This is a genomic window from Sphingobacterium bambusae (assembly GCF_033955345.1).
GTDB classification, from domain to species: domain Bacteria; phylum Bacteroidota; class Bacteroidia; order Sphingobacteriales; family Sphingobacteriaceae; genus Sphingobacterium; species Sphingobacterium bambusae.
Map to the genome: position 1 here is coordinate 1,773,902 of NZ_CP138332.1, position 24,598 is coordinate 1,798,499.

Annotated in this window: 26 protein-coding genes; 13 read left to right on the forward strand and 13 right to left on the reverse strand. The window is 44.5% G+C overall.

Translation table 11 applies throughout. The features are described 5' to 3' along the window. Nucleotides 1-49: 49 nt before the first annotated feature. The 4 genes from bshA to SCB77_RS07615 all read left to right on the forward strand — a co-directional run bounded on the left by bshA (nt 50) and on the right by SCB77_RS07615 (nt 3,634). On the forward strand, nt 50-1,186 hold the full coding sequence (bshA, locus tag SCB77_RS07600; protein ID WP_320185828.1) for an N-acetyl-alpha-D-glucosaminyl L-malate synthase BshA: 1,137 nt from the start codon (nt 50-52) through the stop codon (nt 1,184-1,186). A gap of 67 nt (nt 1,187-1,253) precedes the next feature. Next, a complete protein-coding gene (gene pyrH, locus SCB77_RS07605; protein WP_320185829.1) occupies nt 1,254-1,958 on the forward strand; it encodes a UMP kinase in 705 nt (234 codons plus the stop codon). Nucleotides 1,959-1,984: 26 nt separating this feature from the next. Further along, a complete protein-coding gene (frr, locus tag SCB77_RS07610; protein WP_320185830.1) occupies nt 1,985-2,548 on the forward strand; it encodes a ribosome recycling factor in 564 nt (187 codons plus the stop codon). Between the two features lie 111 nt (nt 2,549-2,659). After that, nucleotides 2,660-3,634, forward strand: a complete 975-nt coding sequence (locus SCB77_RS07615) for a sugar phosphate isomerase/epimerase family protein (RefSeq protein ID WP_320185831.1) — start codon at nt 2,660-2,662, stop codon at nt 3,632-3,634. Between the two features lie 33 nt (nt 3,635-3,667). On the opposite strand, the gene purE is transcribed toward SCB77_RS07615, so the two are convergent. From purE to SCB77_RS07660, 9 genes are all read right to left on the reverse strand, one after another. Further along, entirely contained in the window at nt 3,668-4,177 is a 510-nt protein-coding gene (gene purE / locus SCB77_RS07620) for a 5-(carboxyamino)imidazole ribonucleotide mutase (protein ID WP_320185832.1), read from the reverse strand. A 7-nt stretch (nt 4,178-4,184) separates the two neighbouring features. Next, nucleotides 4,185-5,327 carry a 5-(carboxyamino)imidazole ribonucleotide synthase gene (locus SCB77_RS07625; RefSeq protein WP_320185833.1) on the reverse strand — a complete coding sequence of 381 codons (1,143 nt, stop codon included), beginning with the start codon at nt 5,325-5,327 and terminating at the stop codon, nt 4,185-4,187. Nucleotides 5,328-5,344: 17 nt separating this feature from the next. Then, nucleotides 5,345-5,848 carry an NADH-quinone oxidoreductase subunit B gene (locus SCB77_RS07630; RefSeq protein ID WP_320185834.1) on the reverse strand — a complete coding sequence of 168 codons (504 nt, stop codon included), beginning with the start codon at nt 5,846-5,848 and terminating at the stop codon, nt 5,345-5,347. 3 nt (nt 5,849-5,851) lie between these two features. Continuing rightward, nucleotides 5,852-6,448 (reverse strand): NADH-quinone oxidoreductase subunit A, encoded by a 597-nt coding sequence (locus tag SCB77_RS07635; protein ID WP_320185835.1) that lies wholly within the window; start codon nt 6,446-6,448, stop codon nt 5,852-5,854. A gap of 176 nt (nt 6,449-6,624) precedes the next feature. After that, nucleotides 6,625-7,968: a signal recognition particle protein gene (gene ffh / locus SCB77_RS07640; RefSeq protein WP_320185836.1), complete on the reverse strand. Its 1,344-nt coding sequence runs from the start codon at nt 7,966-7,968 to the stop codon at nt 6,625-6,627. A 127-nt stretch (nt 7,969-8,095) separates the two neighbouring features. After that, complete coding sequence (locus tag SCB77_RS07645) at nt 8,096-8,782, reverse strand: zinc metallopeptidase (protein ID WP_320185837.1); 687 nt, start codon at nt 8,780-8,782, stop codon at nt 8,096-8,098. 206 nt (nt 8,783-8,988) lie between these two features. Beyond that, nucleotides 8,989-9,579: an RNA polymerase sigma factor gene (locus SCB77_RS07650; protein ID WP_320185838.1), complete on the reverse strand. Its 591-nt coding sequence runs from the start codon at nt 9,577-9,579 to the stop codon at nt 8,989-8,991. A gap of 345 nt (nt 9,580-9,924) precedes the next feature. Next, on the reverse strand, nt 9,925-11,196 hold the full coding sequence (gene glyA / locus SCB77_RS07655) for a serine hydroxymethyltransferase (RefSeq protein ID WP_320185839.1): 1,272 nt from the start codon (nt 11,194-11,196) through the stop codon (nt 9,925-9,927). A 102-nt stretch (nt 11,197-11,298) separates the two neighbouring features. Next, nucleotides 11,299-11,844, reverse strand: a complete 546-nt coding sequence (locus tag SCB77_RS07660; protein ID WP_320185840.1) for a DUF7935 family protein — start codon at nt 11,842-11,844, stop codon at nt 11,299-11,301. 102 nt (nt 11,845-11,946) lie between these two features. On the opposite strand from SCB77_RS07660, the gene SCB77_RS07665 reads away from it, so the two are divergent. The 7 genes from SCB77_RS07665 (at nt 11,947) to SCB77_RS07695 (ending at nt 19,520) form a co-directional block, all read left to right on the forward strand. Then, nucleotides 11,947-12,294, forward strand: a complete 348-nt coding sequence (locus tag SCB77_RS07665) for a HesB/IscA family protein (RefSeq protein WP_320185841.1) — start codon at nt 11,947-11,949, stop codon at nt 12,292-12,294. Between the two features lie 199 nt (nt 12,295-12,493). Beyond that, entirely contained in the window at nt 12,494-15,907 is a 3,414-nt protein-coding gene (gene ileS / locus SCB77_RS07670) for an isoleucine--tRNA ligase (protein WP_320185842.1), read from the forward strand. Between the two features lie 2 nt (nt 15,908-15,909). Beyond that, nucleotides 15,910-16,296, forward strand: coding sequence for a TraR/DksA family transcriptional regulator (locus SCB77_RS07675; protein WP_320185843.1), 387 nt, complete (start codon nt 15,910-15,912; stop codon nt 16,294-16,296). Nucleotides 16,297-16,358: 62 nt separating this feature from the next. After that, a complete protein-coding gene (locus SCB77_RS07680) occupies nt 16,359-17,009 on the forward strand; it encodes a lipoprotein signal peptidase (RefSeq protein WP_320185844.1) in 651 nt (216 codons plus the stop codon). Between the two features lie 110 nt (nt 17,010-17,119). Beyond that, entirely contained in the window at nt 17,120-18,073 is a 954-nt protein-coding gene (locus SCB77_RS07685) for a M20/M25/M40 family metallo-hydrolase (RefSeq protein ID WP_320185845.1), read from the forward strand. Next, nucleotides 18,061-18,999 (forward strand): SDR family oxidoreductase, encoded by a 939-nt coding sequence (locus tag SCB77_RS07690; protein WP_320185846.1) that lies wholly within the window; start codon nt 18,061-18,063, stop codon nt 18,997-18,999. Before SCB77_RS07685 ends, SCB77_RS07690 begins: the two co-directional genes overlap by 13 nt. Further along, nucleotides 18,996-19,520: an acyl-CoA thioesterase gene (locus SCB77_RS07695; RefSeq protein WP_320185847.1), complete on the forward strand. Its 525-nt coding sequence runs from the start codon at nt 18,996-18,998 to the stop codon at nt 19,518-19,520. The genes SCB77_RS07690 and SCB77_RS07695 overlap by 4 nt, the downstream gene beginning before the upstream one ends. Before the next feature lie 47 nt (nt 19,521-19,567). Here SCB77_RS07695 and SCB77_RS07700 read toward each other — a convergent pair whose 3' ends face one another. From SCB77_RS07700 to SCB77_RS07715, 4 genes are read right to left on the reverse strand one after another with little or no spacing between them, the layout of a single operon-like run. Beyond that, the gene (locus SCB77_RS07700; RefSeq protein ID WP_320185848.1) at nt 19,568-19,981 is read right to left on the reverse strand and encodes an EVE domain-containing protein; all 414 of its coding nucleotides are present in this window, start codon (nt 19,979-19,981) and stop codon (nt 19,568-19,570) included. 36 nt (nt 19,982-20,017) lie between these two features. Next, a complete protein-coding gene (gene gldC / locus SCB77_RS07705) occupies nt 20,018-20,368 on the reverse strand; it encodes a gliding motility protein GldC (protein ID WP_320185849.1) in 351 nt (116 codons plus the stop codon). A 1-nt stretch (nt 20,369) separates the two neighbouring features. Continuing rightward, nucleotides 20,370-20,612, reverse strand: coding sequence for a hypothetical protein (locus tag SCB77_RS07710; RefSeq protein ID WP_320185850.1), 243 nt, complete (start codon nt 20,610-20,612; stop codon nt 20,370-20,372). Further along, entirely contained in the window at nt 20,613-21,932 is a 1,320-nt protein-coding gene (locus tag SCB77_RS07715; protein WP_320185851.1) for a DEAD/DEAH box helicase, read from the reverse strand. A gap of 145 nt (nt 21,933-22,077) precedes the next feature. Here SCB77_RS07715 and SCB77_RS07720 point away from each other — a divergent pair, with 145 nt between their 5' ends. Together SCB77_RS07720 and SCB77_RS07725 are read left to right on the forward strand one after the other, a co-directional pair. After that, the gene (locus SCB77_RS07720) at nt 22,078-24,216 is read left to right on the forward strand and encodes a S46 family peptidase (RefSeq protein WP_320185852.1); all 2,139 of its coding nucleotides are present in this window, start codon (nt 22,078-22,080) and stop codon (nt 24,214-24,216) included. A gap of 122 nt (nt 24,217-24,338) precedes the next feature. Continuing rightward, entirely contained in the window at nt 24,339-24,521 is a 183-nt protein-coding gene (locus SCB77_RS07725; RefSeq protein ID WP_320185853.1) for a histone H1, read from the forward strand. Nucleotides 24,522-24,598 lie beyond the last annotated feature (77 nt).

The following is a 24,598-nucleotide window of genomic DNA, read 5'->3' on the forward strand; positions in this document are numbered from 1 at the left end:
CCCAAGCAAATTATTGGATAATCTCCGTGATTAAAAACAAACTATTCATATGAAAATTGGTATCGTATGTTACCCTACATTCGGAGGAAGTGGTGTGGTAGCCACTGAGCTCGGTAAAGCACTAGCTTCTAACGGGCACGAAATACACTTTATCACCTACTCGCAACCAGCCCGTCTAGATTTCTTTTCCGAAAACCTGTACTACCACGAGGTGTCGATGGCGCAATACCCGCTATTTGACTTTTCACCTTACGAATCGGCCTTGGCTAGCAAGCTTGTCGATGTTGTCAAATTCGAAAAGCTGGATCTCCTGCACGTGCACTACGCCATTCCGCATGCTTCTGTGGCCTACTTGGCCAAACAGATCCTTGCTTCGCATGGCATAAACATCCCTGTCGTTACCACCCTGCATGGCACTGACATTACCCTTGTCGGAAAAGACAAGAGCTTTAGCCCCGTGGTGACCTTCTCGATCAACCAATCGGACGGAGTAACGACCGTTTCAGAAAGTTTAAGGGAACAGACCTTAGAGTATTTCGATGTCAACCGCGACATCCGTGTGATCCCGAATTTCATCGATTTCTCGCGTTTCCACAATAAAAGCAAGGAACATTTCAAGCGCGCCATCGCTCCCGGCAATGAGCGTGTCATTACGCATACCTCCAACTTCAGGAAGGTAAAGAACACGCAGGATGTGGTACGCATCTTTAAGCGGGTGAACGACGTATTGCCGAGCAAGTTGCTGATGGTGGGCGACGGACCAGAGCGTCATAATACCGAGGAGCTGGCACGTGAGCTGGGCGTCAGTCAGGATGTACGTTTTTTAGGAAAACAGGATGCTATTGAAGAAATCCTGTCCGTTTCGGATCTTTTTCTGATGCCTTCCTCGTCGGAAAGCTTCGGCTTGGCCGCTTTGGAGGCCATGGCCTGCCATGTTCCAGTTATTTCCTCCAATACGGGGGGACTTCCCGAATTGAACGTACAGGGTATCAGTGGTTTTCTCAGCAATATTGGCGATGTGGACGACATGGCGAAGCATGCCATCCATATTTTAGAGGATTGCGATCGACTGCAGGTATTCAAGGATGCTGCTTTTGCACGTGCACAGGAATTTGATCTAGCGAAAATCCTTCCGTTGTATGAAAATTATTATGAAGAAGTCGTTTCAGCCTCGAAAAAAGGCTAAGATAATGGCCTTGGCGTGAAAAAAAAGTTTTATCTTTGGCTTTTGGGAATGCTCCAAAAAAACAAACATGAAATATAAACGTATCTTACTTAAACTTAGCGGTGAAGCCCTAATGGGCGAACAAAGTTACGGCATCGACATCAACCGGGTGATGCAATACGCTAACGACATCAAAGAAATTCATAGTCAAGGGTTAGAAATTGCCATCGTCATCGGCGGCGGTAATATCTATCGGGGTTTAAGTGCAGAGAAGGCTGGCATGGATCGTGTACAAGCTGATTACATGGGTATGTTGGCCACGGTAATCAACAGTATGGCCTTGCAAGATGCGTTGGAAAAAGTGGGTTTAAAGACCCGTCTTTTAACGGCCATTAAAATGGAACAGATCTGTGAGCCGTTCATCCGCCGTAGAGCAGTTCGTCATTTGGAAAAAGGACGCATCGTTATTTTTGGCGCTGGAACGGGAAATCCTTATTTCACTACGGATACCGCGGCCTCATTACGTGCCATTGAAATCAACGCAGATGCTGTACTAAAAGGCACACGTGTTGACGGTATCTATACGGCTGATCCGGAGAAAGATCCTACAGCACAGAAATTCGATACCATCTCTTTCCAAGAGGTTTACGCGAAAGGATTGAACGTGATGGACATGACAGCGTTCACGCTATGTCAGGAAAACAACCTTCCTATCATCGTATTCGATATGAACAAGCCGGGCAATTTAAAGAAATTGGCTGATGGTGCGCACATCGGAACGATTGTTAGTTAAGCTATTGTAAAAGAAACAACAAACATATGAACGAACTTATTTCCTTAGAACTAGATGACTGTAAGGAGAGCATGGGAAAAGCTGTTGCTCATACAGAATCTGAGTTGACGAAAATCAGAGCTGGAAAAGCATCACCTTCCATGTTGGACGGTATTGCCGTAGATTACTATGGAAGCATGACGCCACTAGCACAAGTGAGCAATATCAATACCACGGATGCGAGAACGATCGTTATCCAGCCTTGGGAAAAAAATATTCTAGGTGCTATCGAAAAAGCGATCATAGATTCTAACCTTGGTCTGAATCCGCAAAATGATGGTATTATTATCCGTCTGGCGATTCCGGTTTTAACGGAAGAGCGCCGTCGCGATCTTGTAAAAAAAGTAAAGGAAGAGGCGGAAAAAGGACGTATTGCCATCCGTAATATCCGGAAAGATGCTAACGAATCCATCAAGAAACTTAAAAATGATGGTGCTTCGGAAGATGAGATAAAATCTGGTGAAGGCGAAGTTCAAAAACTAACGGATACCTTTATCGTTAAGGTTGATCAGTTGGCCGAATTGAAAGAAAAAGATATCATGACCGTGTAACGGACATACGACTTTTAATGTTAAAAAAGGATTCTTCGTGTTAGAATCCTTTTTTCGTTTTCTTTTTTTGATTAACTTTCCTCTACAATTACCAATTTAAACAAACAAACTATGCAGCATAGTAGACGAAAATTCCTGAAACAGGCAGGCCTCGGGGTGTCAGCGGCCTTTCTGAGCCCTTATCTGTTTTCCTGCGAGCCAGGAAAAACAGGGAGCGGACCATTCCATAACTTGGGCATTCAATTATTCTCGCTTAGAGACCTCTTGGCCGAGGACCCGACAAAGACATTGGAAATGGTCGGAAAAATAGGTTATAGACATGTGGAAACATTCGGTGTGGATGCTGCTGCTGGCAGCTACTGGAATTTACCTATTGCGGAATTGAAGAAGGTGTTGGCCGACAATGGGTTGAAAACACACAGTGGGCACTACGACATGTCCAAATACCTCAGCCGAACGCAAAACGACAAAGAAAATATCGAGAAGTATATCGAGATCGCTCATGAACTTGGTCAATCGTATATTGTCGCGCCTGTAACGCCTATGGACGACCTGAACAATTTGAAAGTAGAGGATTACCAGTATGCGGCCGAACAACTAAACAAGGCTGGTGAAATGGCTAAAAAAGCAGGGATTAAGGTCGGCTATCACAACCATTTTTGGGAGTTCCGCAGCTTTGGCAACGGCACAAAAGGATTAGACATTCTCTTGGCCTTTACAGAACCCGATCTGGTAGACTTTGAGCTAGACCTATTTTGGATCGAAAAAGCGGGCTACACGCCTCAATCTTACTTTGAAAAGTATCCAGGCCGTTTTACAATGTGGCATATCAAAGATATGGACAAACAGTTTACCAAGCCGGTGGTGGGCGAGGAATACGACAAGGCGGGCTTCATGGATATTATCAAGGAAATTAAATATACCGAAGTGGGTACGGGCGCTATCGATTTCATCAATATTGCCAACTATGCCGACAAATCCGGTTTAAAATATGCCTTCGTAGAGCAGGATGATATCTACATCCCGAACAAGTTTGAAAGTATCAAGAAAAGCTACGATTACGTACAGAAGTTTTTAGCAAAATAAGAAGAGCCCCTAGGGGCTCTTTCTTATTTTGCTTTAAAATATCGTTGCTTCGACATCGCGGGCATTCGTTTCGACCGCCTGTCTTAACTCTTCCTTATAGGCCAATATCCGATCGGAAATTTCCTGTGAGGAAGTACCTAAAATCTGAGCCGCTAAAATACCGGCATTCTTGGCGGCATTGAGTGCTACGGTTGCTACAGGGATACCATTTGGCATCTGTAGGATAGATAACACGGAATCCCAGCCATCAATGGAGTTGGATGATTTTACCGGCACGCCGATCACCGGAAGGTGGGTTATCGAAGCCACCATACCTGGCAGATGTGCTGCTCCGCCCGCACCGGCAACAATAACTTTCAATCCGCGTTCTGCAGCCGACTTGGCATAGTCGAACATACGTTCCGGCGTGCGATGTGCGGACACGATCGAAACCTCGAAAGGCACGTCCAACTTTTTCAAAATATCAATGGCATCCTGCATAACAGGGAGATCGGACTTGCTACCCATAATAATGCCTACCAGCGCTTTCTTTTCTACACTCATTTTATTCTTAAGCTTTTACTTTCAATGTTTCCTGCACCCAACGCGCGTTCTTCACCGCTGTCTCGCGGTCGTCGTTGATAATACATACGTGTCCCATTTTACGGAAGGGTTTGGTATATTTCTTTCCGTATAAATGAACGAATACGCCTTCTTTGGCCAACACTTCTTCTACGCCTTCGTATTTGGCAAGACCTTCATACTTGGCTTCTCCTAACAGATTGATCATTACAGCGGTGGATCTTGCCGCGGTAGAGCCCAAAGGTAAATTGAATATCGCCCGTAGATGTTGCGCAAATTGCGAAGTAATATTCCCTTCGATCGTCTGGTGTCCGCTGTTATGCGGACGAGGAGCGAGTTCGTTGACCAAGATCTGTCCATCTTTGGTAAGAAACATCTCCACGGCCAAGAGACCGACAATCTGCAGATCGGCAGCAATTTTACGCGCAATATCTTCTGCCTGTGTTTGGATTTCAAAAGGCAGTACCGATGGAGAAATCAGGAACTCCACCAAGTTGGCCTCGGGGTTGAACTCCATTTCCACCAAGGGAAAGGTCGATACATCGCCACGGTCGTTGCGCGCAACGATAACCGCAATTTCCTTTTCAAAATCGACCAGCTCTTCTACCAAAGAAGGCTGTGGAAAGGCATCCTCAATATCTTGCACGCTATTGATGCGCTTCACGCCTTTACCATCGTAGCCATCGCGACGAAGCTTCTGGACATAAGGTAAGGCTATATTGGATTCGTAGAGATTCTCCCGTGTGGAGATTAACTGAAAAGGCGCTGTTGGGATATCATTTTGTTTAAAAAACTGTTTCTGCATCCCCTTGTCCTGAATAAGACGGATAACGCGCGACTGCGGATATACCACAACACCCTCTTCCTCCAACTTCTCCAAGGCATCGACATTGACCTTCTCGATTTCGATCGTGATCATGTCTAGGTCCTTTCCGAAATTATAAACGGTATCGAAATCGCTTAATGATCCGCATTCAAAACGGTTGCACAATTTACGGCAGGGCGCATTTTTGTCCGGATCCAACACATGCACATTCACGTTGTAATTAATTGCCTCTTGGATGAGCATGCGCCCTAGCTGACCACCGCCAAGAATCCCTAACTGCAACTCACCATAAAAATCTTTTGCCATAATGCTTATTAACTATATTATACCTGCTCGGAAAAGTATTGATCCTTGAGCACGCTTTCTTTTTCTATTTTCTTCTGAAGCTCCAAGAAGGCGCCAATTAGCGCTTCTGGCCGTGGAGGACAGCCCTGCACATACACATCTACCGGAATAATCTTGTCGACTCCTTTCACTACATGATAGCCGTGTTGCCAATATGGGCCGCCACAATTTGAACAGGAACCCATGGAAATGACGTATTTCGGCTCGGGCATCTGCTCATACAGCTTGCGTATCCGATCGGCCATTTTAAACGTCACCGTTCCGGCTATGATCATCACGTCGGATTGACGTGGTGAAGGCCTCGGAAAAACCCCCAGTCGATCCAAATCGTAGGTGGAGGCCATGGCGCCCATCATCTCGATCGCACAACAGGCAATACCAAAGCTCACTGGCCACATCGATGACAGCCGCGCCCAGTTGAGCAGATCGTCCATCTTTGCGACAATCAAGCCTCCGCTTTGTGCATGTGCTGTTGTACTCATATCTTAATCTTTTGAAGACTTAAATTTAGGTCGAAATCCTAAGGATGCCTTAGGCTTTGCCGTGGCCGTATCTTCTTCCACTAAATCTACCGATGTTTCTTGGGCTTTCTTATAGTCCCGCACCGCATAGCTCTTCGAGTTGATCAGTTCATAGGCCGATGCAGGAATGCCCACGGAAAGCACCGGTTTTTGGTGCGTAGGACGTATCCACGAGATGTCTCCCCTTTTCCATACATACACTAAGCCAATGATCAATATCCCTAAGAAAATACCCATTTCAGCTAATGTAAACCAGCCCCAACGTGCATCCGCCGCCGACAGCTCGCTGCTGCCAAACACCGTTGCCCAAGGAAAAACGAAGATTAGCTCCACATCGAATAACAAGAACACCAAGGCAATAACGTAAAATCGAGGATTTATCTGTACCCAAGAGCTCCCGAGCGCTTCTTCACCACATTCATAGGTACTAAGTTTTTCGGGATTAGGTTTTTTGGGAGAAAGTACTTTCGCCAACAGAATGGTCATACACACAAGTAGAATGCCGACAAGGGCAATCACCAATATCTTTCCATATTCTGAAAGCTGCGCGGGGTCATCCATAGAGCAAAATTAATAAATATTAACCATAAAAATAGGCAAACATTAACAAAAATAAAACAGCTCTACCTCTTCTTTTTCAGAGCTTAGCCATTCCTACGCCCATCTGACTGCTCCTGCACAAGGCAAATAAAAAGGGAAAGCCCGTTGGCTTTCCCTTTCCTTATTTATTATAGCTACTAGAAGGAATTGCCCGGCATCTTAGGCATGTTGCGCATCATTTTTGCAGCCATCCCCGGATTGGACATTTGCTTCATGACTTTACGCATATCTGCAAATTGCTTCATCAGCTTGTTCACCTCATTAATATCCGTACCTGATCCTTTAGCGATACGCATGCGTCTCTTGGTATCGATAGCATCCGGATTTTCGCGCTCAAATGGAGTCATCGAATCGATAATGGCTTCGATAGGTTTAAAGGCGTTGTCGTCAATTTCGACATCCTTTATCGCTTTACCAACACCCGGGATCATACCCATCAGATCCTTCATGTTACCCATTTTCTTGATCTGCTGTATCTGGCTCTTAAAATCGTTAAAATCAAACTTATTCTTGCGAATCTTCTTTTGTAGCTCGGCAGCCTGTTTTTCGTCAAACTGCTGCTGCGCGCGCTCCACCAAGGAAACGACGTCACCCATACCGAGAATACGCGAAGCCATACGATCTGGATAGAAAACATCCAACGCCTCCATTTTTTCGCCGGTACCGATAAATTTGATCGGCTTGTTAACCACGGACTTGATGGACAAGGCTGCACCACCGCGTGTATCACCATCCAATTTGGTCAACACAACTCCTGTAAAGTCCAAGCGGTCATTAAATGCTTTTGCTGTGTTCACCGCATCTTGACCGGTCATGGAATCCACAACAAAGAGAATCTCATGCGGTTGCGTTGCATCTTTAACAGCAGAAATTTCCTGCATCAAAGCTTCATCGATCGCTAAACGACCAGCGGTATCGACGATAACGACATTATGTCCATTCCGCTTTGCTTCTTCCACGCCTTCACGGGCAATCGCTACCGGATCAGTAGATTCCCGATTAACGTAAACCGGAACGTTCACCTGACTTCCCAAAACCTGCAACTGATCCACCGCAGCAGGACGATAAACGTCGCCCGCAACCAATAGTGGTTTCTTGCCTTTCTTCTCGCGTAGGTAGTTTGCCAACTTACCGGAAAAAGTCGTTTTACCCGCACCGTTTAAACCGGCTATTAAAATTACGGTTGGGTTCTTTGCTGTATCCAGCTCCGTAACGGAGCCCCCCATTAAGGCGGTAAGTTCATCGTTCATGATCTTCGTCAACAACTGACCCGGAGAGATACTTGTCAATACGTTCTCGCCCAAGGCCTTTTGCTTTACGTCATCGGTAAACGTTTTTGCTGTTTTATAATTCACATCGGCATCGAGTAAGGCCTTGCGAATCTCCTTCATCGTCTCTGCGACGTTTATTTCAGTGATACTTCCTTGTCCCTTTAATACTTTAAAGGCCCTATCCAGTTTATCCTGTAAATTCTGAAACATGTATTTATCTTCTTAATATGCTAAGTGCCAAAGTTACAAAATACTCGCGAAAGCTACCCTATAATTATAAGCATAAAAAATGCGACACTCAAGCGTCGCATTTTTCGGTTCTTTGACGTGTATATATTTAATCTCTTCTTCCAAATAGAATGGAGGCGTAATACAAAAGAGTCACTAGCGCACCTAAAGCTGCCACCACGTAGGTCATTGCGGCCCATTTCAACGCATCTTTCGCGCCATCGTGCTCATCGCGAGCGTGTGTAATATTAGCTTTCTCCAACCACGCAAGTGCTCGGTTTGAAGCATCAAACTCTACGGGTAGGGTGATGAACGAAAACAAAGTTGTCAAAAATAAAGCGCCGACACCAATGGCCAAAATCGTTGGATTTTGACGGGCGAACATCAGCATAACCCCGGCAAGTAGCACCCAAGAAGTCAGTTTTGAAGCGATGTTAACAATGGGCACCATAGCCGAACGGAATTGCAACCATGAATAAGCGGTAGCATGCTGAACAGCATGTCCGCACTCGTGTGCAGCGACAGCAGCAGCAGCGACACTTCGTCCATGGTATACCTCCGGACTTAAATTGACTGTTTTATTCCCCGGATTATAATGGTCAGACAGCTGCCCTTCGTTGGCCACCAAGATCTGCACATCATAAATACCGTTATCATGAAGCATTTTCTGTGCGATTTCTGCTCCAGATAAACCGGAACTCAGCGGAAACTCCGAATACTTCTTAAACTTATTTTTAAACCTCGACTGCACGATCCAACTGATCAGTGCGATTCCAATAAATATAATCCAATACATATCTTATAATCTTATTAATTTTCTATACAATGGCTGTACATCAAATCACATTCCACATACGCCATACCGCCTTGAAGATAGCAAATTTCATCCATTATGACAGCTTAAGGAGGTACTTAATTCCACAAACCTGACATTATTGCTGAAAAAAGAAGCCATTCCGAGCTACCGGAATGGCCATAATGCTTTTATGACAAGCTTTGCGGTTAACCCAAGTTCAGCATCATATTATGTTCTTCAATCATCTTCCGAAGATTATTGAGCGCATAGCGCATACGCCCCAAGGCAGTATTGATGCTCACCTCCGTAATATCGGCAATTTCTTTAAAGCTCATGTCGCAAAAATGACGCATGATGAGGACTTCCTTCTGATCGTCGGGAAGGCGTTGAATAATTTTCCGCAGATCGACGTTACGCTGGCTAAGCATCAACTTGGATTCTGCACTGTCATCGGCAAACTCCAAGACACCAAAGATGTCGTAGCCATCACTGCTCACCACCGTAGGGCCGCGTTTGGCTTTCCGGAAATGGTCAATCACCATATTCTGCGCAATACGAACCACCCAAGGCAAAAACTTACCTTCGTCGTTGTAGCGACCAGACTTCAAGGTGTTGATCACTTTAATAAATGTTTCTTGGAAAATATCCTCGGCTAGATATTCGTCTTTCACCTGCAAATAGATGGACGTATATATCTTTGTTTTATATCTGTTTAACAGAATCTCTATCCCAGCCTCTTCCCCTGCTATATAAGCTTGAATTAGTTCAAGATCACTTTTTTCTTTTAATGCTTTCATAATAAATCTCCCAGATTTAGTTTGAATTACTTGTAAGAGTAAAGTGTTTTATAGGCGCTCCTTTTTTTGATTACGTTTTATTAGATTATAGTCCAAATCAAATGAAAAAATACGAGTATTCAAATTAACAGTCTGATATTTAACATTTCTTCACACTCTACCACATTGCTGTTACAATAACCGCGCTTGAACTCTATGGTATAACAATCATCGACGATAATGTTCTTCAAAAATTTCATTTTTTTTGCTGCAATCGTCTCAGTCACTCCTTCCTTTAAAGAAAGGAGCCCCCAAAGCTTGCGCTTTTGGGGGCTCCAATTTCTTAGCAGAGCTCAGATACAGGTATTACCTGTAAAGTGGAAACGCTGCCATCAACTCTTTAACCTTATCATGGATTTTATCTAAAGCGGCATCATCTGATCGATTAGCCAATGCCTCATCGATAAATTCACCGATTTGAATAATTTCGTTCTCTTTGATACCGCGCGTCGTGATAGCTGCCGTACCGAAACGGACGCCTGATGTAACGAAAGGTGAGCGCGTATCGAAAGGAACCATATTCTTATTGGTTGTGATACCTGCTTTACCTAATACAGCTTCCGCTTCTTTTCCGGAGATATCTTTGTTGCGTAGATCAACCAACATTAAATGGTTATCTGTTCCCCCAGAGATGATGTTGTAATCTTTCTCTACGAAGAACTGCGCCAGTACAGAAGCATTTTTCTTCACCTGTTGGATGTATGTCAAATATTCATCAGACAATGCTTCGCCATAGGCAATAGCTTTTGCTGCGATCGTGTGCTCTAAAGGACCTCCTTGCGTACCTGGAAAAACAGCTAGATCCAACAATTGAGTCATCGTACGAATCTCTCCTTTCGGTGTTTTGATACCCCAAGGGTTTTCGAAGTCTTCGCCCACCATAACCATCCCGCCGCGCGGTCCACGAAGGGTTTTGTGCGTAGTGGTCGTCACGATATGACAGTGTGGAAGTGGATCACTCAACAAGCCTCTGGCGATCAAACCTGAAGGATGGGAAATATCAGCCACTACAAGTGCTCCGATTTCATCAGCCACCTTGCGGATACGCGCATAATCCCAATCGCGAGAATAAGCCGATGCTCCACAAATAATCACCTTTGGTTTTTCTTGCAAGGCGATTTCTTCTAGCTTTTCGTAATCGATCAGCCCTGTATCTTCTTTCACACCATAAAATAATGGTTCGTACAACTTACCGGAGAAGTTGGCCGGCGAACCGTGCGTCAAGTGCCCACCGTGCGACAAGTCAAATCCCAAGATCTTATCTCCCGGCTTCAAGATAGCCAAGAAAACAGCCGCATTTGCCTGTGCGCCAGAGTGTGGTTGAACGTTCACCCATGTTGCGCCGAAAAGCTTCTTCGCGCGTTCGATAGCAATCGTTTCAATTTCGTCTACGACTTCACAGCCACCGTAATAGCGTTTGCCCGGTAGGCCTTCTGCGTATTTGTTTGTCAAAACTGAACCCGCAGCTTCCATCACTTGTTTACTAACAAAGTTTTCGGAAGCAATTAACTCGATGCCTTCCTCCTGGCGCTTTAGCTCATCAGCTATTAGGTTAAAAACCACCTGATCTCTTTCCATTATTTTATTCTTAAGGAGTAAATTTTAATAAACTTCTAAATTCGATGCAAATATAGTATAAATCAAACAAAAGACTCACACCGCAAGAGCATATCTTCTTTATTATAGGTACATCTCGCGTTTGAGCTGCTGCTGTACAGCCTCATATGGATTTACCTCAACCTCACGCACTTGCTTCAAAACCTGTGCAACATACTGGTCAACAAGAGGTTCGCCGGCTTCTGTTTCCAGCACGCGGCGCAGCAGGCTAACTGTACTTTTCTTCAAATCGGTCACAGCCTGCCAAGCGACATCAGACACATACAGCTGCTGCGTAAAATTATGCTGATACTCGGCTTCAACATCTTGGATGGCACGAGAAACGAAGGTGGCTAAGGTCAGCTCTTCCTGATGCTGACGCACAAGCACCTGTATGGGCTCCATGCGGTGTACCAACACCAAAAGGCGCTCGTAGGCGGCAAACTTTAGCTGTCTTATCTCTCGATCTTCTGCACGATTGCGCTGCATCATGTGGAGCTTAAACTGGAACGACTCCACACGTGGCCACAACAGCTTAAACCCAACCACAACGGCAGCCAAGCCACCCAAAGCAAATGCAAACACCTGCGTAAAAAACTCCACAAACTCCTTACTTACCATACTGATCATTTATGTTTTATTAGTGTCAAAAATAGTCATTACACAAAAATGTCTCTAAAAAAATGTAAATTTGTTCGTTAACGAACGATATTTTAATTGAACAATATAGATATGGAAACAGCAACTGCTACAGTTCCGGTAAGCTTGACCCAAGGGGCTGTTAATGAATTGAAAAAGTTGATCGACCAACAGGAAATAAGTGCCGATTTCGGATTACGTGTAGGCGTTGAAGGTGGTGGATGTTCTGGTATGAGCTACATACTGGGTTTCGACCAAAAGAAAGACGGCGATAGCGAATATACGATTGCGGGTATACGTGTTTTCATGAACAAAGCACACGGCATGTACCTCGCAGGTATGGAAATCGATTTTAAAAACGGTTTGGATGCCCGTGGTTTTACATTTAACAACCCGAATGCGAGCAGCACCTGCGGTTGTGGAAGCTCTTTTTCAGCTTAAGGATTTTTAACAAAACGGCGCCTGTTTACATGCGCCGTTTTGTTTACCATCGTTACCCCATAAACGGTGATCTGTCCGATCTATTTTAGCCTGTCAACTCCCTAGAAAAGCATAGTCATTCTTCCGATGTTTTCCCTATTTATTCTTAAATTAAAAATCGTTAAATTAGCGACCTTTAAGAAAACAATAGCAAATTCGGATGTATAAGGAATATAAGCAGTTAAATCTGCCTGAAATAGGGAAGGAAATATTGAAGCGTTGGGAATCGAATAACATCTTTGAAAAAAGTATATCGAATCGTCCGGCGAGTAAACCATACACATTCTACGAAGGACCACCTTCAGCGAACGGCATGCCAGGAATCCACCACGTTATGGCACGTTCCATCAAAGATATTTTCTGTCGTTACAAAACGTTGAAAGGCTATCAAGTAAAACGCAAAGGTGGCTGGGATACCCATGGGCTTCCTATTGAGCTGGCGGTAGAAAAAACCTTGGGCATAACCAAAGAAGATATTGGTAAAAAGATCTCCGTGGAAGCCTACAACGAGGCCTGCCGCAAAGAGGTCATGAAATATACCGATGTGTGGAATGATCTGACCCAAAAAATGGGCTATTGGGTTGACCTTGAAAACCCATATATCACCTATCAGAACGAATATATAGAAACGCTGTGGTACCTATTGAAAGAGCTGTACAAAAAAGGCCTTCTTTACAAAGGCTACACCATACAGCCCTATTCACCCGCTGCAGGAACCGGCTTAAGCTCGCACGAGCTTAACCAACCGGGCACCTACAAGGATGTGAAAGATACGACGATCGTCGCGGAATTCCGCTTGGATAAAACGCAGGTGCATCCCTTGATCAGCGACTTAGTCGAATCCGAGGAGGAAGACGTGGCGTTCATCGCCTGGACAACAACGCCATGGACCTTACCAAGCAACACAGCACTGGTTGTCGGCAAGAACATAGAATACGTAAAAATCAAGACATTCAACCAGTACACGGGCACCCCTGTATCAGTGATTTTGGCTAAAAACCTTATCGCTAAACACTTCAAAGCAGAAGGTAAAGATGCCCCATTTCAAGATTTTCAAGTAGGTGCTAAAGTGGTACCTTGGGAGCTGGCGGGAGAATTTAAGGGCGAAGCACTTGTTGGTTTACGTTACCATCAACTCCTTCCCTACATCACCAATGAGGAATTGCAACGCGATGCCTTTCGGGTAATACCGGGGGATTTTGTGACTACCGAAGATGGTACTGGTATTGTGCATGCTGCGCCAACCTATGGAGCGGATGACTTTCGCGTCAGCAAAGAACACGGTATCCCGGCAATTTTGGTACGTGATGAAAACGGAAAGGATGTACCAACGGTAGACCGTACCGGTAGATTCGTAAAAGAAATCACGGACTTCGCCGGCCGCTTTGTAAAAGAAGAATACTATTCGGCAGAAGAACGCGCAGAGAAAGACTTCCGCCCTACAGATGTGCTTATCGCCATCAAGCTGAAGGAAGAAAATAAGGCGTTTGATGTCAAGAAATATGAACACACCTACCCCCACTGCTGGCGTACCGACAAGCCGGTTTTATACTACCCGCTAGATAGCTGGTTCATTCGCACAACCGCCGTTAAGGAACAACTTGTAGGCCTCAACAAGACCATTAACTGGAAACCGGAAGCAACCGGATCGGGTCGCTTCGGCAACTGGTTGGAAAACTTGGTCGACTGGAACCTGTCGCGTTCTCGCTACTGGGGAACACCGCTACCGATTTGGCGATCGGCCGACGAGAACGAGGAGATATGTATCGGTTCCATGCCCGAATTAAAGAGCCAACTACGCTTTGCTTTGGATTCGTCGGTATTGAGCGCAGAAGAAAAAGCTATCAACCAAGAGTATTGGGACAAATTCGATACAGACGCATTAGATCTACACCGTCCTTATGTCGATAATGTGGTTTTAGTATCCGAAAACGGACAAAAGATGTTTCGGGAGCTAGACCTGATTGATGTTTGGTTTGATTCTGGTGCTATGCCTTATGCACAATGGGGGTTGGATCATGAGAAGCTCGAACGTGGCGACGCCTATCCGTTCAACGAGGGTTATAACGAAGCTTTCCCAGCTGATTTCATCGCTGAGGGAGTTGATCAGACACGCGGCTGGTTCTTTACGTTGCATGCGATTTCCACCATGATCCGTGGATCAGTAGCATTCAAGAACGTCGTGTCCAACGGATTGGTATTGGATAAAAATGGCAACAAGATGTCCAAGCGACTTGGAAACGGCGTTGATCCATTTGCGACTATCGACCAATACAGCGCTGATGCCACACGATGGTACATGATCAGCAATGCGGCACCATGGGACAATCTGAAATTTAACGAGGAAGGGCTGGATGAAGTGCGTCGTAAATTTTTCGGCACACTGTACAATACCTACGCCTTCTTTGCCCTGTATGCCAACATTGACAACTTCAGTTACAGCGAGGCCGATATCGCTATCGAGCAACGTCCGGAAATAGATCGTTGGATCATTTCGCTGTTAAACAGTTTGATCAAAGAAGTGGACGAATGCTATGCCGATTACGAGCCAACGAAAGCGGCCCGTGCGATCCAAAATTTTGTGGATGAACACCTCAGTAACTGGTACGTTCGTTTATGTCGCCGCCGCTTTTGGAAAGGAGACTACAGCGACGATAAAATTTCGGCATACCAAACGCTATACACCTGTTTGGATAGCATTGCGAAGCTGATGTCGCCAATCTCGCCGTTTTTCTCGGACAAGCTGTATCTTGATTTGCATGCTGGATCGGGACGGGAGAACCACGAGTCTGTTCATTTGGCGGATTTCCCTGCATTCCACGCGGAACTCGTGGATAAAGACTTGGAAGAACGCATGGCTTTAGCACAGGACATATCGTCGTTGACGCTATCGCTCCGCAAAAAGACCGGCATCAACGTGCGACAACCACTGAACAAAATCTTGGTTCCCGTATTGAATGCTGCATTTCAAACTAAGGTGGAGAAAGTCAAAGAGCTTATCCTCTCGGAGACCAACATCAAGGATATTTCATTCATTACGGATACAACAGGAATCGTAAAAAAGAAAATAAAACCGAATTTTAAAGTTCTTGGCGCGAAAGTTGGTAAGGATATGAAAATCGTTGCCGCAGCCATCCAAGCACTCGACGATAGCCAAATCAATATATTGGAACAGACAGGGGCTTTGGAGCTTACAGGCACGGCATATAGTATCAAACCGGAAGATGTGGAGATTATTGCAGAAGATGTTGCCGGATGGCAGGTCGCAAACATAGGGAAATTAACCGTCGCATTAGACATCAACATTACAGCCGAGCTCAAAAAAGAAGGTCTTTCCCGTGAATTGGTGAATAGAATACAAAACCTTCGTAAAGAGAAAGGACTTGAGGTTACAGATAGAATTCATGTAAACGTAACACAAAATCCTGAAATACAAGATGCTGTCAATAATAATTTGTCGTATATTTGCACCGAAATTCTAGCAGAGTCTTTAGACTTTAAAGAATCCGTGGAGTCTGGAGATACTATCGATATTGATGGTATAGAATTAAAGGTATTTATTGTTAAAATTTAACTATGGGAACGACTAACGAAAAAACACGCTACAGTGACGCCGAACTGCAAGAATTTAAAGACATTATTCTTGAAAAGTTGCGTATTGCAAAAGAGGAGTTAGCATCATTGACTTCAACACTGAGCAACAGTAATGCAAATGGCACCGACGATACAGCAGGCACCTACAAAACGCTTGAAGACGGTTCTGCAACCTTAGAAAAGGAGCAAGTCAATCAGCTTGCTGCGCGCCAGAAGAAGTTTATTGACAACTTGGAGGCAGCGTTAGTCCGTATAGAAAACAAAACCTACGGTATCTGTCGGGAAACAGGTAAGCTCATTCAAAAAGAAAGATTGAAAGCTGTACCTCACACGACATTGAGCATCGAAGCGAAAAACAAACAGTATTAATTTTTAAGATTTTATAAAATGAGAAAGCCTCAAAATTTGGGGCTAGCTCATTTTTCGTATATATGAAAGGCTACACAAGACCTCTGTTACTTATTGTAATTATTCTTTTGGTGGATCAGTTATCCAAGTTTTGGGTAAAACTGAACATGACGATCGGTCAAGACTTCAAGGTGCTGGGCAACAAATTCCTGATTCATTTCATTGAGAACAACGGTATGGCTTGGGGAATGGAGTTTGGAGGAGAATTCGGAAAGTTGTTTTTGACACTCTTTAGAATAATCGCTGTCGCAGGTATAGGTTACGGCCTCTATTATATGGTAAAAAACAAATACCATCGCGGATTTATCCTGAATGTCGCATTGATCTTTGCCGGCGCACTGGGAAATATCATCGATTCAACATTTTATGGATTGATCTTCAGCGAAAGCACGTTCTACGAGAAAGCGGTACTTTTTCCAGCAGGCGGCGGCTATTCTTCCATCTTTCACGGAAAAGTGGTTGATATGTTATATTTTCCCTTGCTTGAAGGAAACTTCCCAACATGGTTCCCTATTTGGGGCGGAGAACATTTTCTGTTCTTCAGACCGGTCTTTAATGTCGCAGACTCTGCCATATCGGTCGGAGTGTTTCTTATCTTGATATTTCAGCGTCGCTATTTCAAGGAGGAGCATGTAGAAAAAGAATCTGCAAACAGTGAGGTACTAGAAGATTAATAGAAGCCCCGGTTCAGTTGCGAATCGGGGCTTTTTAATTATATGCCAAGGCTACACTTGCCCTTTCCCCTATAGCTTGCATATCAAAGCGAATTTTTCTAAGTTTGGACATGAAAGAAAATGCCCGTTACATCAAAACCATAGCGCTATGCTTATCGTTTTTGTTCTTCGGAAAAATATCCTTTGCCCAGATTGATGCGGCACGTCTCAAAAAGCACATCTATTTTTTAGCGAACGACAACATGAAAGGCCGAGGAACCGGCTCCAAACAGGTAGAGAAAGCAGCGAACTACATTGAAAGGCAGTTTAAACGCTACGGACTTCTTCCAAAGGGAACAGTGGGGTACCGTCAATCCTTTACCGCAAAGGTGACCCGTGTGGTCGTTCCCGATAGCATCAGACAAGCGGACAATATCATTGGGTTCATTGACAACGGTGCAGCATATACCGTCGTCATCGGTGCACATTATGACCACTTGGGCGAAGGACACCAAGGCAGCTCCAAAGATTCGCTAGGCGTAGGCAAGATCCACAATGGTGCCGACGACAACGCATCGGGCGTTGCAGGCCTGCTGGAGCTCGCCCGACATTATGCCCTTAACAAAAGCAAAGAACCTTATAACCTCCTTTTCATCGCTTTTGGTGCCGAGGAACTCGGACTATTGGGGTCGAAACACTTCACGGAGCACCCTACGATCCCGTTGGCCACGGTGCAGTGGATGCTCAACATGGATATGATTGGGCGCTACAACCCAAATAACGGTGTAGCCATTATCGGTTACGGTACAAGTTCCAAATTTCCAGCCATATTCGAAGGTGTGCAAAGCGAGATCAAATTTTACACGAGCAAGGATGGAAATGGAGGCTCTGATCAGACCTCGTTCTACCGAAAAAATATTCCGGTACTGTTTTTCCATACCGGCGGACATGAGGACTACCACATGCCGAGTGACGATCCCGAAAAAATAGACTACCGGGCACTTCGCTCAATCGTTGAACTGGAACGCCACGTGATTGACAATTCCATGCAGCAGCCTAAAATGGACTTCATATGGACAAACTAAGCCTGAAGTCAGCTATGCGTATACTTATCACAGGATCCAACGGATTTTTAGGGCAGAAACTCGTCGATAAATTGACCAGCGAAGGAAGCGCGGTAATCATCGCAACATCGAAAAGCCCAAATCGCAATCCCAACACTATAGGCTACACTTTTGTACAAAGCGATTTGACAGATGCGCAATCGTTGGAAAAACTGTTAGTAGAGCAACAGCCTACCCATATTATCCACACGGCGGCCATGACTAGTGTCGAGGCCTGTGAAAATAATCCGGAGGAGTGCGAGGCCATGAATGTAACACTAGTTGCACATATCGCGGCCTGTTGCCGCGAGCAGGACATACACCTGACCTTCCTTTCCACCGACTTCGTATTTGATGGCACGGCAGGACCTTATCATGAAGCTGACACACCGAAGCCATGCAACAATTATGGTTTAAGCAAATGGAAAGCCGAACAGGCGATCTTGCATTCAGGCTGCAAGGCCGCAATCCTGCGCACTATACTGGTGTATGGCCATATTCAGGATCCCAACCGATCCAATTTTGTGCTGTGGGTAAAAGCAAAGTTGAGCGAGAACACGGTGATAACGGTTGTTGAAGACCAATGGCGCATGCCCACTTGGGTGGACGATTTGGCAGATGCCAGCATCCTTGCTGCGACAAAAAATGCAATGGGCATATACCATATATCCAGCGATACGCTAATGAGCATATTAGAGATTGCTCAGGCGGTAGCCAACTTCTGGAACTTGGACAGTAGCTATATAAAACCCATTTCGGCTGCGGCTATCGGGCAGGCGACAAACCGGCCTCGCAAAACAGGATTTATCATCCGCAAAGCGAAGGATGAACTAGGCTTTCAGCCCACAGCTTTAGCTACTTCATTTCAGGAAATAGAAAAACAATTAGCCTTATACAATAACGTATGACAAAAAAATTTGCACGGGAATCCTATACGGAGATGAATGAACTCGTCCTTCCCAATGACACCAACACCTTTGGTAACTTAATGGGCGGCCGCTTGCTTTATTGGATGGACATATGTTCTGCCATGGCAGCACAAAAGCATTCGAATAGCCCTGTTGTAACCGTATCCGTTGATAACGTATCCTTCAAGCGATCCATTAAGTTGGGTGAGGTAGTAACGATACAGGCACAGGTCACACGCGCATTCTCCACATCCATGGAAGTACGCATGGAAATCTTTGCGCAGAATCTACCAGAAGGTACAAAAGAAAAATCCAACGAAGCTTATTATACCTTTGTGGCTATTGATAAAGAAAACCGTCCGAGCAAGGTTCCTGAACTGCTTCCTGAAACAGCATTGGAACACGAACTGTTCGAAAAAGCATCTCAACGTCGCGCTTTACGCCTAATTTTGGGCGGGAAAGTGAAGCCAGAAGATGCACTCGAATTAAAGAATATTGTCAACGCAGCACTAAAAGGTTAGTCACACCGACAAAAAAAAGAGAGCTTTCGCTCTCTTTTTTTTGTCTTTTATGCACTTTCGTTACCTAGAGCAACGATACGGTCAAACTCTTCCGCCTTCAAGGGCATAACGGAGAGACGTCCTTGGCGCACCAAAGCAATGTCCTGAAGAAATTCGTCCGTCTTTATCGTTTCCAATGTTACTGGCGTCTTAAAGGTCTCCACGGGTGCCAAGTCAACGACTACCCAACGTTCGTCGTCGGTTGTTGGATCCTGATAAAACTCCTTGACCACCTTGGCGATACCGACTACATGTTTACCTTCATTACTGTGATAAAAAAGAACAAAATCGCCCTTCTTCATCGCTTTTAGATTGTTTCGTGCCTGAAAATTACGCACACCGTCCCAGAAAGTTTGTCCATCTTTATTGAACTGCTCCCAGCTGTACTTAAAGGGTTCCGATTTGACCAGAAAATAATTCATCGTAATGTATGCCTTTTATTAGTAAGATAGTAAGAACTAGGATTCCTGTTCCAAAACTTCCATTTTATCGCCAAAATGCGCACAGTAGTCACGCAAGTCGCCGATTACTTTTTCCGCCATGGGATCGCCGCCAGAGGCGCGCAAGAAGGAATCACCCAAGGTTTGAAGCGTCTCGTAGAAGAAACGTTTCATCTCATCATAGGGCATATCTTTTGTCCATAGATCGATACGCAACGAGTTTTTATATTGAGCATCCCAAAGTGCCAAAAACATCGCTTTCGCGGGCATCTGATCGGAAGTTTCACCATCTGTAGACGACCAATCGATGCTATCGGGCACGTTACTATCGTCCAACGTTACATTTAGTTTTATTTCTGCTGTTTTCATATCAATTCCATAAAATTTTCACTATTACCATCAGGATCCCTGAAACAAGAATAAATCCTATTTCGCCGATCCATAATTTCTTCAAATCCTTCACGAAGAACCGAAAGACCATATCCGCCAATGTAACCACCACCAAAAACAAGATAACCTGCCACCATGCCAACCGAAGCTGATCATTGCCCCACTCGGAAACAATCCAAGTCAGGAAGCAGGCCACAACAATATTGAGCGGAGTTAATTTCATCTACGAGCGACCTTTTTTATTTTTTACGCCTGCTTTCTTTTTTGTCGAAGATCGTGGTCGGGATGCCGCTTTTATCGCGTACTTTTTCTCGTGAAATGCCCCTTTAAAGTCGGGATCATCCTTTTTCTTTTGATTATCGATTTCCCGCGCTATAGCTTGCCGTTCTTCAAATCCAGTAGTTTCGATAAACACATTGACCGGAATATCCTTCTTGGGTATCTCTTGGCGAATAAGCTTTTCAATCTTATCGATATAATAGGCCTCAGCAGGGTTACAGAACGTGATTGCATCACCACTGTTAAAAGCCCTTCCCGTGCGGCCGATACGATGTACATAATCTTCAATAACAATGGGCACATCGAAATTGAAAACGTGACTTACATTGGATACGTCCAAGCCACGAGCTGCCACATCAGTTGCCACCAAAATACGGATATTGCCTTCTTTGAACGCATTGATGGAGTTGATGCGCGTGTTCTGCCCTTTGTTGGCATGAATAACACGAACATGCTCATCACCATATTTACGTTCTAAATAATGAAAGACATTATCTGCCACGGCCTTTGTCTTACAGAACACAATGATGCGATGAAAGGACTCATGATCCAATAACAGATACTGCAAGAGATTGAGCTTCGTACGTAGGTTAGGCACCTCATACAATGTTTGTGTTACGGTCTGCGCCGGCGTGGCCTGTTCAGTAACTTCGATAACCGTAGGGAAAGCCAAAAAATCTCCGGCTATTTTACGCACCAACTCACTCATCGTGGCAGAGAACAATAAGTTTTGCCTTTTACGTGGTACGACCTCCAAAATTCGGTGAATCTTGCCGATAAAGCCCATATCCATCATTTTATCGGCCTCATCCATCACCAGGAATTTCAAAGATTTCGTATTGATCTCTCCTTCGAGGTAAAGATCCAAGAAGCGCCCTGGTGTTGCCACGATGATATCGCAGCCCTTTGCCAGCTGTTCTTTTTGCACTTTAGGTCCTAAACCACCGTACAGCAGTACCGTCCGCAGATCCAAGTAGCGCGAAAACATACGAATATTTTCTTCGATCTGCATGGCCAACTCGCGTGTAGGCGACAAAATGAGCGCACGTGGGTCTTGCCCTTGGGCATATTTAAGTTTCATCAAAAGAGGAAGCACAAAGGCTGCCGTCTTTCCCGTACCCGTTTGTGCAATCCCCATAACATCCTGTCCCGCTAGAAGAGGTGTGATTGCTTTTTGCTGAATCTCGGTTGGTATTTCATAACCCGCTTCTGCAATTGCATTGAGGAGTTGCTTATTGAGTTTAAAATCTTCAAATGATGCCATCTTGCAAAGATAAAAAAATCAAACTAGATCGCTTTACCAAAGCCAACATATGACAATACTATACCGTTTACCACGAATATTTCCGTTAAATTTTGATTTGAAAAGGAATTAAATCAACTTTGTGCAGTATTAATAGGTTGATAACATGAAAAAGATTTGGATTTTCATACTGCTAACTGCAGTCAGTATGAGCACCTTCGCCGACGAGGGGATGTGGTTTTTGATGCATTTGAAACGTCTCAACGAGGCCGACATGCAGAAGAAAGGCCTCAAATTAACGGCTGAAGAAATTTATAGTATTAACAATTCCTCATTAAAGGATGCCATTGTACAGTTCAATGGTGGCTGTACAGCGGAAATTGTTTCGGGACAAGGCTTGGTATTCACCAACCACCACTGTGGTTACGGCGCTATTGCGGAGCTATCCACACCGGAGAACGATCATTTGACCAACGGCTTTTGGGCAAAATCATTTGCAGAAGAGCTTAAGCCGAAGTCCCTTTATGTACGCTTCTTCGTACGTATGGACGACGTGTCAAAACGCATCTTAGGCTTGGTAAACGACAGCATGAGCGAGAAAGAGCGCGAGAAAGTCATTAACCAAGAGATTGCCAAGATTGAAAAAGAAAATAGCGAAGGGGGCAAATATGTGGTATCCGTAAAGTCGTTTTACAACGGCAACGAATATTACTATTTCGTTTACCAAGACTATACTGATGTTCGTCTAGTAGGTACGCCTCCCAACAGCATTGGTAAATTTGGTGGTGACACCGACAACTGGGAATGGCCTAGACATACCGGAGATTTTTCTATCTTCCGCGTCTATGGCGACAAAGATGGTAATCCAGCAGCTTATGCACAGGACAACGTGCCCCTAAAACCTAAACACTTCCTTCCAGTAAGTTTGAAAGGTGTGCAAGAAGGTGATTTTTCCATGATCTTGGGCTACCCTGGCCGCACCAATCGCTGGATGCCGGCAGCCGGTATTGACCAAAACGTCAACTACGCTTACCCAGCGTGGGTAGAGGCTTCAAAAGTAGGTATGGACGCCATGAAAAAACACATGGACAAAGACCAAGCTGTAAAATTGAACTATGCATCTACTTATTCTGGCGTGGCCAACTATTGGAAAAACAGACAGGGTATGATCGATGCGCTAACCAAACATAACACCGCAGCGACTAAACGCAAACAAGAAGCAAAATTCCAAAAGTGGGCTAACAAAAAGGCCAACAAAGCTACCTACGCAGAAGTACTACCGACCATAGACGCGTATTATAAAGCGACGAATGAGAAAGCTCGACATGACAACTACCTCACGGGGATGCTTCGCTCATCGACCTTTGCAGCCCTGCCTTACAGCTTGGGTGGAGCATTGAAACAATATGCTGCTGCAAATGAAGCGAAACGTGCTGAGATGCGCCCTACCTTGGAAAAAGGCTTGAGCGAAACCTTTGAGAACATCTACGTTCCTTTAGAGGTTGATGTTCTATCGGATGAACTTAATCTGTATGCAAAAAAAGCGGGTAACATCGCACCGTACATCCAAGAACTGGCACAAAAAAATGGCGGATCTTTCCAACAGCATGTCAAAGCAGCTTTTGACAAAAGCATCTTTTCATCGACGGAACAACTGAATGGTTTCTTAAATAATCCTTCGGCAGCAGCGATCGATGCAGATCCATTATACCTAATTTCAAAATCCTTGATGGATAAATACAGAGAGAAATCTCCAGAAGCGGATGCTTTGGCTGATAAGTTTCAGGCGGCCTACCGCAAATATATTGCGGGCGTGCTAGCAGCCAATCCTAAAGGAAAATATTATCCTGATGCCAACTCTACATTGCGCTTGACCTACGGTACTATCAGAGCCTTACCTGCCGATCCACGCAACGACGCCGATATCAACAATTACACGACGTTGAAAGGAACCATCGCCAAGTACAAGCCAAACGATGAGGAATTCGATTTGCCTAAACGTTTGATGGAGCTTTATGAAGCGAAAGACTACGGACGTTACGCAGACAAGAAAGGCTACATGCCCGTTAACTTCTTGAGTGATCAAGATATTACAGGCGGAAACTCTGGTTCTCCTGTGTTAAATGGTAATGGCGAACTTATCGGTTTGGCGTTTGATGGAAACATTGAAGCGATGGCGGGTGACGTGATCTTCGATCCTGTTTTACAACGTACTATTTCAGTCGATATTCGCTACGTGCTGTTTATCATCGATAAGTTCGCGGGGGCGCAAAACATCATCAATGAACTGAAAATCGTTGAATAAAGCCTGTAATCCAAATTTATTTTGATATTTGGATACAAAAATTGGATATTCGTTCTTTGTTTTTGTATATTTATTCTATCTTAGAACAAGAATTAATAGAAACTAAAATTATATAATTGAAAATGGAAAACTACAACAAATTAAAAAGCTTAGTAGCTGCTATCGAAGCTGATGCAGACAAGTTCTTCAACAATGGCAACTCTGCTGCAGGAACACGTGTACGTAAAGGTTTGCAAGAAATCAAAACTTTGGCACAAGAAATCCGTAACGAAGTAACATCAAAGAAAAACGACGAAAAGAAATAATTTTTCTCTCGGCACTATAAAAAAATCCCCTACAAACTGTAGGGGATTTTTTTATGAATTGCATGTTCATTGGCTTC

Excerpts from the sequence above, each read along its gene's own strand:
- bshA (WP_320185828.1), top strand. The coding sequence starts at position 50 with ATGAAAATTGGTATCGTATGTTACCCTACATTCGGAGGAAGTGGTGTG.
- pyrH (WP_320185829.1), top strand. The coding sequence starts at position 1,254 with ATGAAATATAAACGTATCTTACTTAAACTTAGCGGTGAAGCCCTAATG.
- frr (WP_320185830.1), top strand. The coding sequence starts at position 1,985 with ATGAACGAACTTATTTCCTTAGAACTAGATGACTGTAAGGAGAGCATG.
- SCB77_RS07615 (WP_320185831.1), top strand. The coding sequence starts at position 2,660 with ATGCAGCATAGTAGACGAAAATTCCTGAAACAGGCAGGCCTCGGGGTG.
- purE (WP_320185832.1), bottom strand. The coding sequence starts at position 4,177 with ATGAGTGTAGAAAAGAAAGCGCTGGTAGGCATTATTATGGGTAGCAAG.
- SCB77_RS07625 (WP_320185833.1), bottom strand. The coding sequence starts at position 5,327 with ATGGCAAAAGATTTTTATGGTGAGTTGCAGTTAGGGATTCTTGGCGGT.
- SCB77_RS07630 (WP_320185834.1), bottom strand. The coding sequence starts at position 5,848 with ATGAGTACAACAGCACATGCACAAAGCGGAGGCTTGATTGTCGCAAAG.
- SCB77_RS07635 (WP_320185835.1), bottom strand. The coding sequence starts at position 6,448 with ATGGATGACCCCGCGCAGCTTTCAGAATATGGAAAGATATTGGTGATT.
- ffh (WP_320185836.1), bottom strand. The coding sequence starts at position 7,968 with ATGTTTCAGAATTTACAGGATAAACTGGATAGGGCCTTTAAAGTATTA.
- SCB77_RS07645 (WP_320185837.1), bottom strand. The coding sequence starts at position 8,782 with ATGTATTGGATTATATTTATTGGAATCGCACTGATCAGTTGGATCGTG.
- SCB77_RS07650 (WP_320185838.1), bottom strand. The coding sequence starts at position 9,579 with ATGAAAGCATTAAAAGAAAAAAGTGATCTTGAACTAATTCAAGCTTAT.
- glyA (WP_320185839.1), bottom strand. The coding sequence starts at position 11,196 with ATGGAAAGAGATCAGGTGGTTTTTAACCTAATAGCTGATGAGCTAAAG.
- SCB77_RS07660 (WP_320185840.1), bottom strand. The coding sequence starts at position 11,844 with ATGATCAGTATGGTAAGTAAGGAGTTTGTGGAGTTTTTTACGCAGGTG.
- SCB77_RS07665 (WP_320185841.1), top strand. The coding sequence starts at position 11,947 with ATGGAAACAGCAACTGCTACAGTTCCGGTAAGCTTGACCCAAGGGGCT.
- ileS (WP_320185842.1), top strand. The coding sequence starts at position 12,494 with ATGTATAAGGAATATAAGCAGTTAAATCTGCCTGAAATAGGGAAGGAA.
- SCB77_RS07675 (WP_320185843.1), top strand. The coding sequence starts at position 15,910 with ATGGGAACGACTAACGAAAAAACACGCTACAGTGACGCCGAACTGCAA.
- SCB77_RS07680 (WP_320185844.1), top strand. The coding sequence starts at position 16,359 with ATGAAAGGCTACACAAGACCTCTGTTACTTATTGTAATTATTCTTTTG.
- SCB77_RS07685 (WP_320185845.1), top strand. The coding sequence starts at position 17,120 with ATGAAAGAAAATGCCCGTTACATCAAAACCATAGCGCTATGCTTATCG.
- SCB77_RS07690 (WP_320185846.1), top strand. The coding sequence starts at position 18,061 with ATGGACAAACTAAGCCTGAAGTCAGCTATGCGTATACTTATCACAGGA.
- SCB77_RS07695 (WP_320185847.1), top strand. The coding sequence starts at position 18,996 with ATGACAAAAAAATTTGCACGGGAATCCTATACGGAGATGAATGAACTC.
- SCB77_RS07700 (WP_320185848.1), bottom strand. The coding sequence starts at position 19,981 with ATGAATTATTTTCTGGTCAAATCGGAACCCTTTAAGTACAGCTGGGAG.
- gldC (WP_320185849.1), bottom strand. The coding sequence starts at position 20,368 with ATGAAAACAGCAGAAATAAAACTAAATGTAACGTTGGACGATAGTAAC.
- SCB77_RS07710 (WP_320185850.1), bottom strand. The coding sequence starts at position 20,612 with ATGAAATTAACTCCGCTCAATATTGTTGTGGCCTGCTTCCTGACTTGG.
- SCB77_RS07715 (WP_320185851.1), bottom strand. The coding sequence starts at position 21,932 with ATGGCATCATTTGAAGATTTTAAACTCAATAAGCAACTCCTCAATGCA.
- SCB77_RS07720 (WP_320185852.1), top strand. The coding sequence starts at position 22,078 with ATGAAAAAGATTTGGATTTTCATACTGCTAACTGCAGTCAGTATGAGC.
- SCB77_RS07725 (WP_320185853.1), top strand. The coding sequence starts at position 24,339 with ATGGAAAACTACAACAAATTAAAAAGCTTAGTAGCTGCTATCGAAGCT.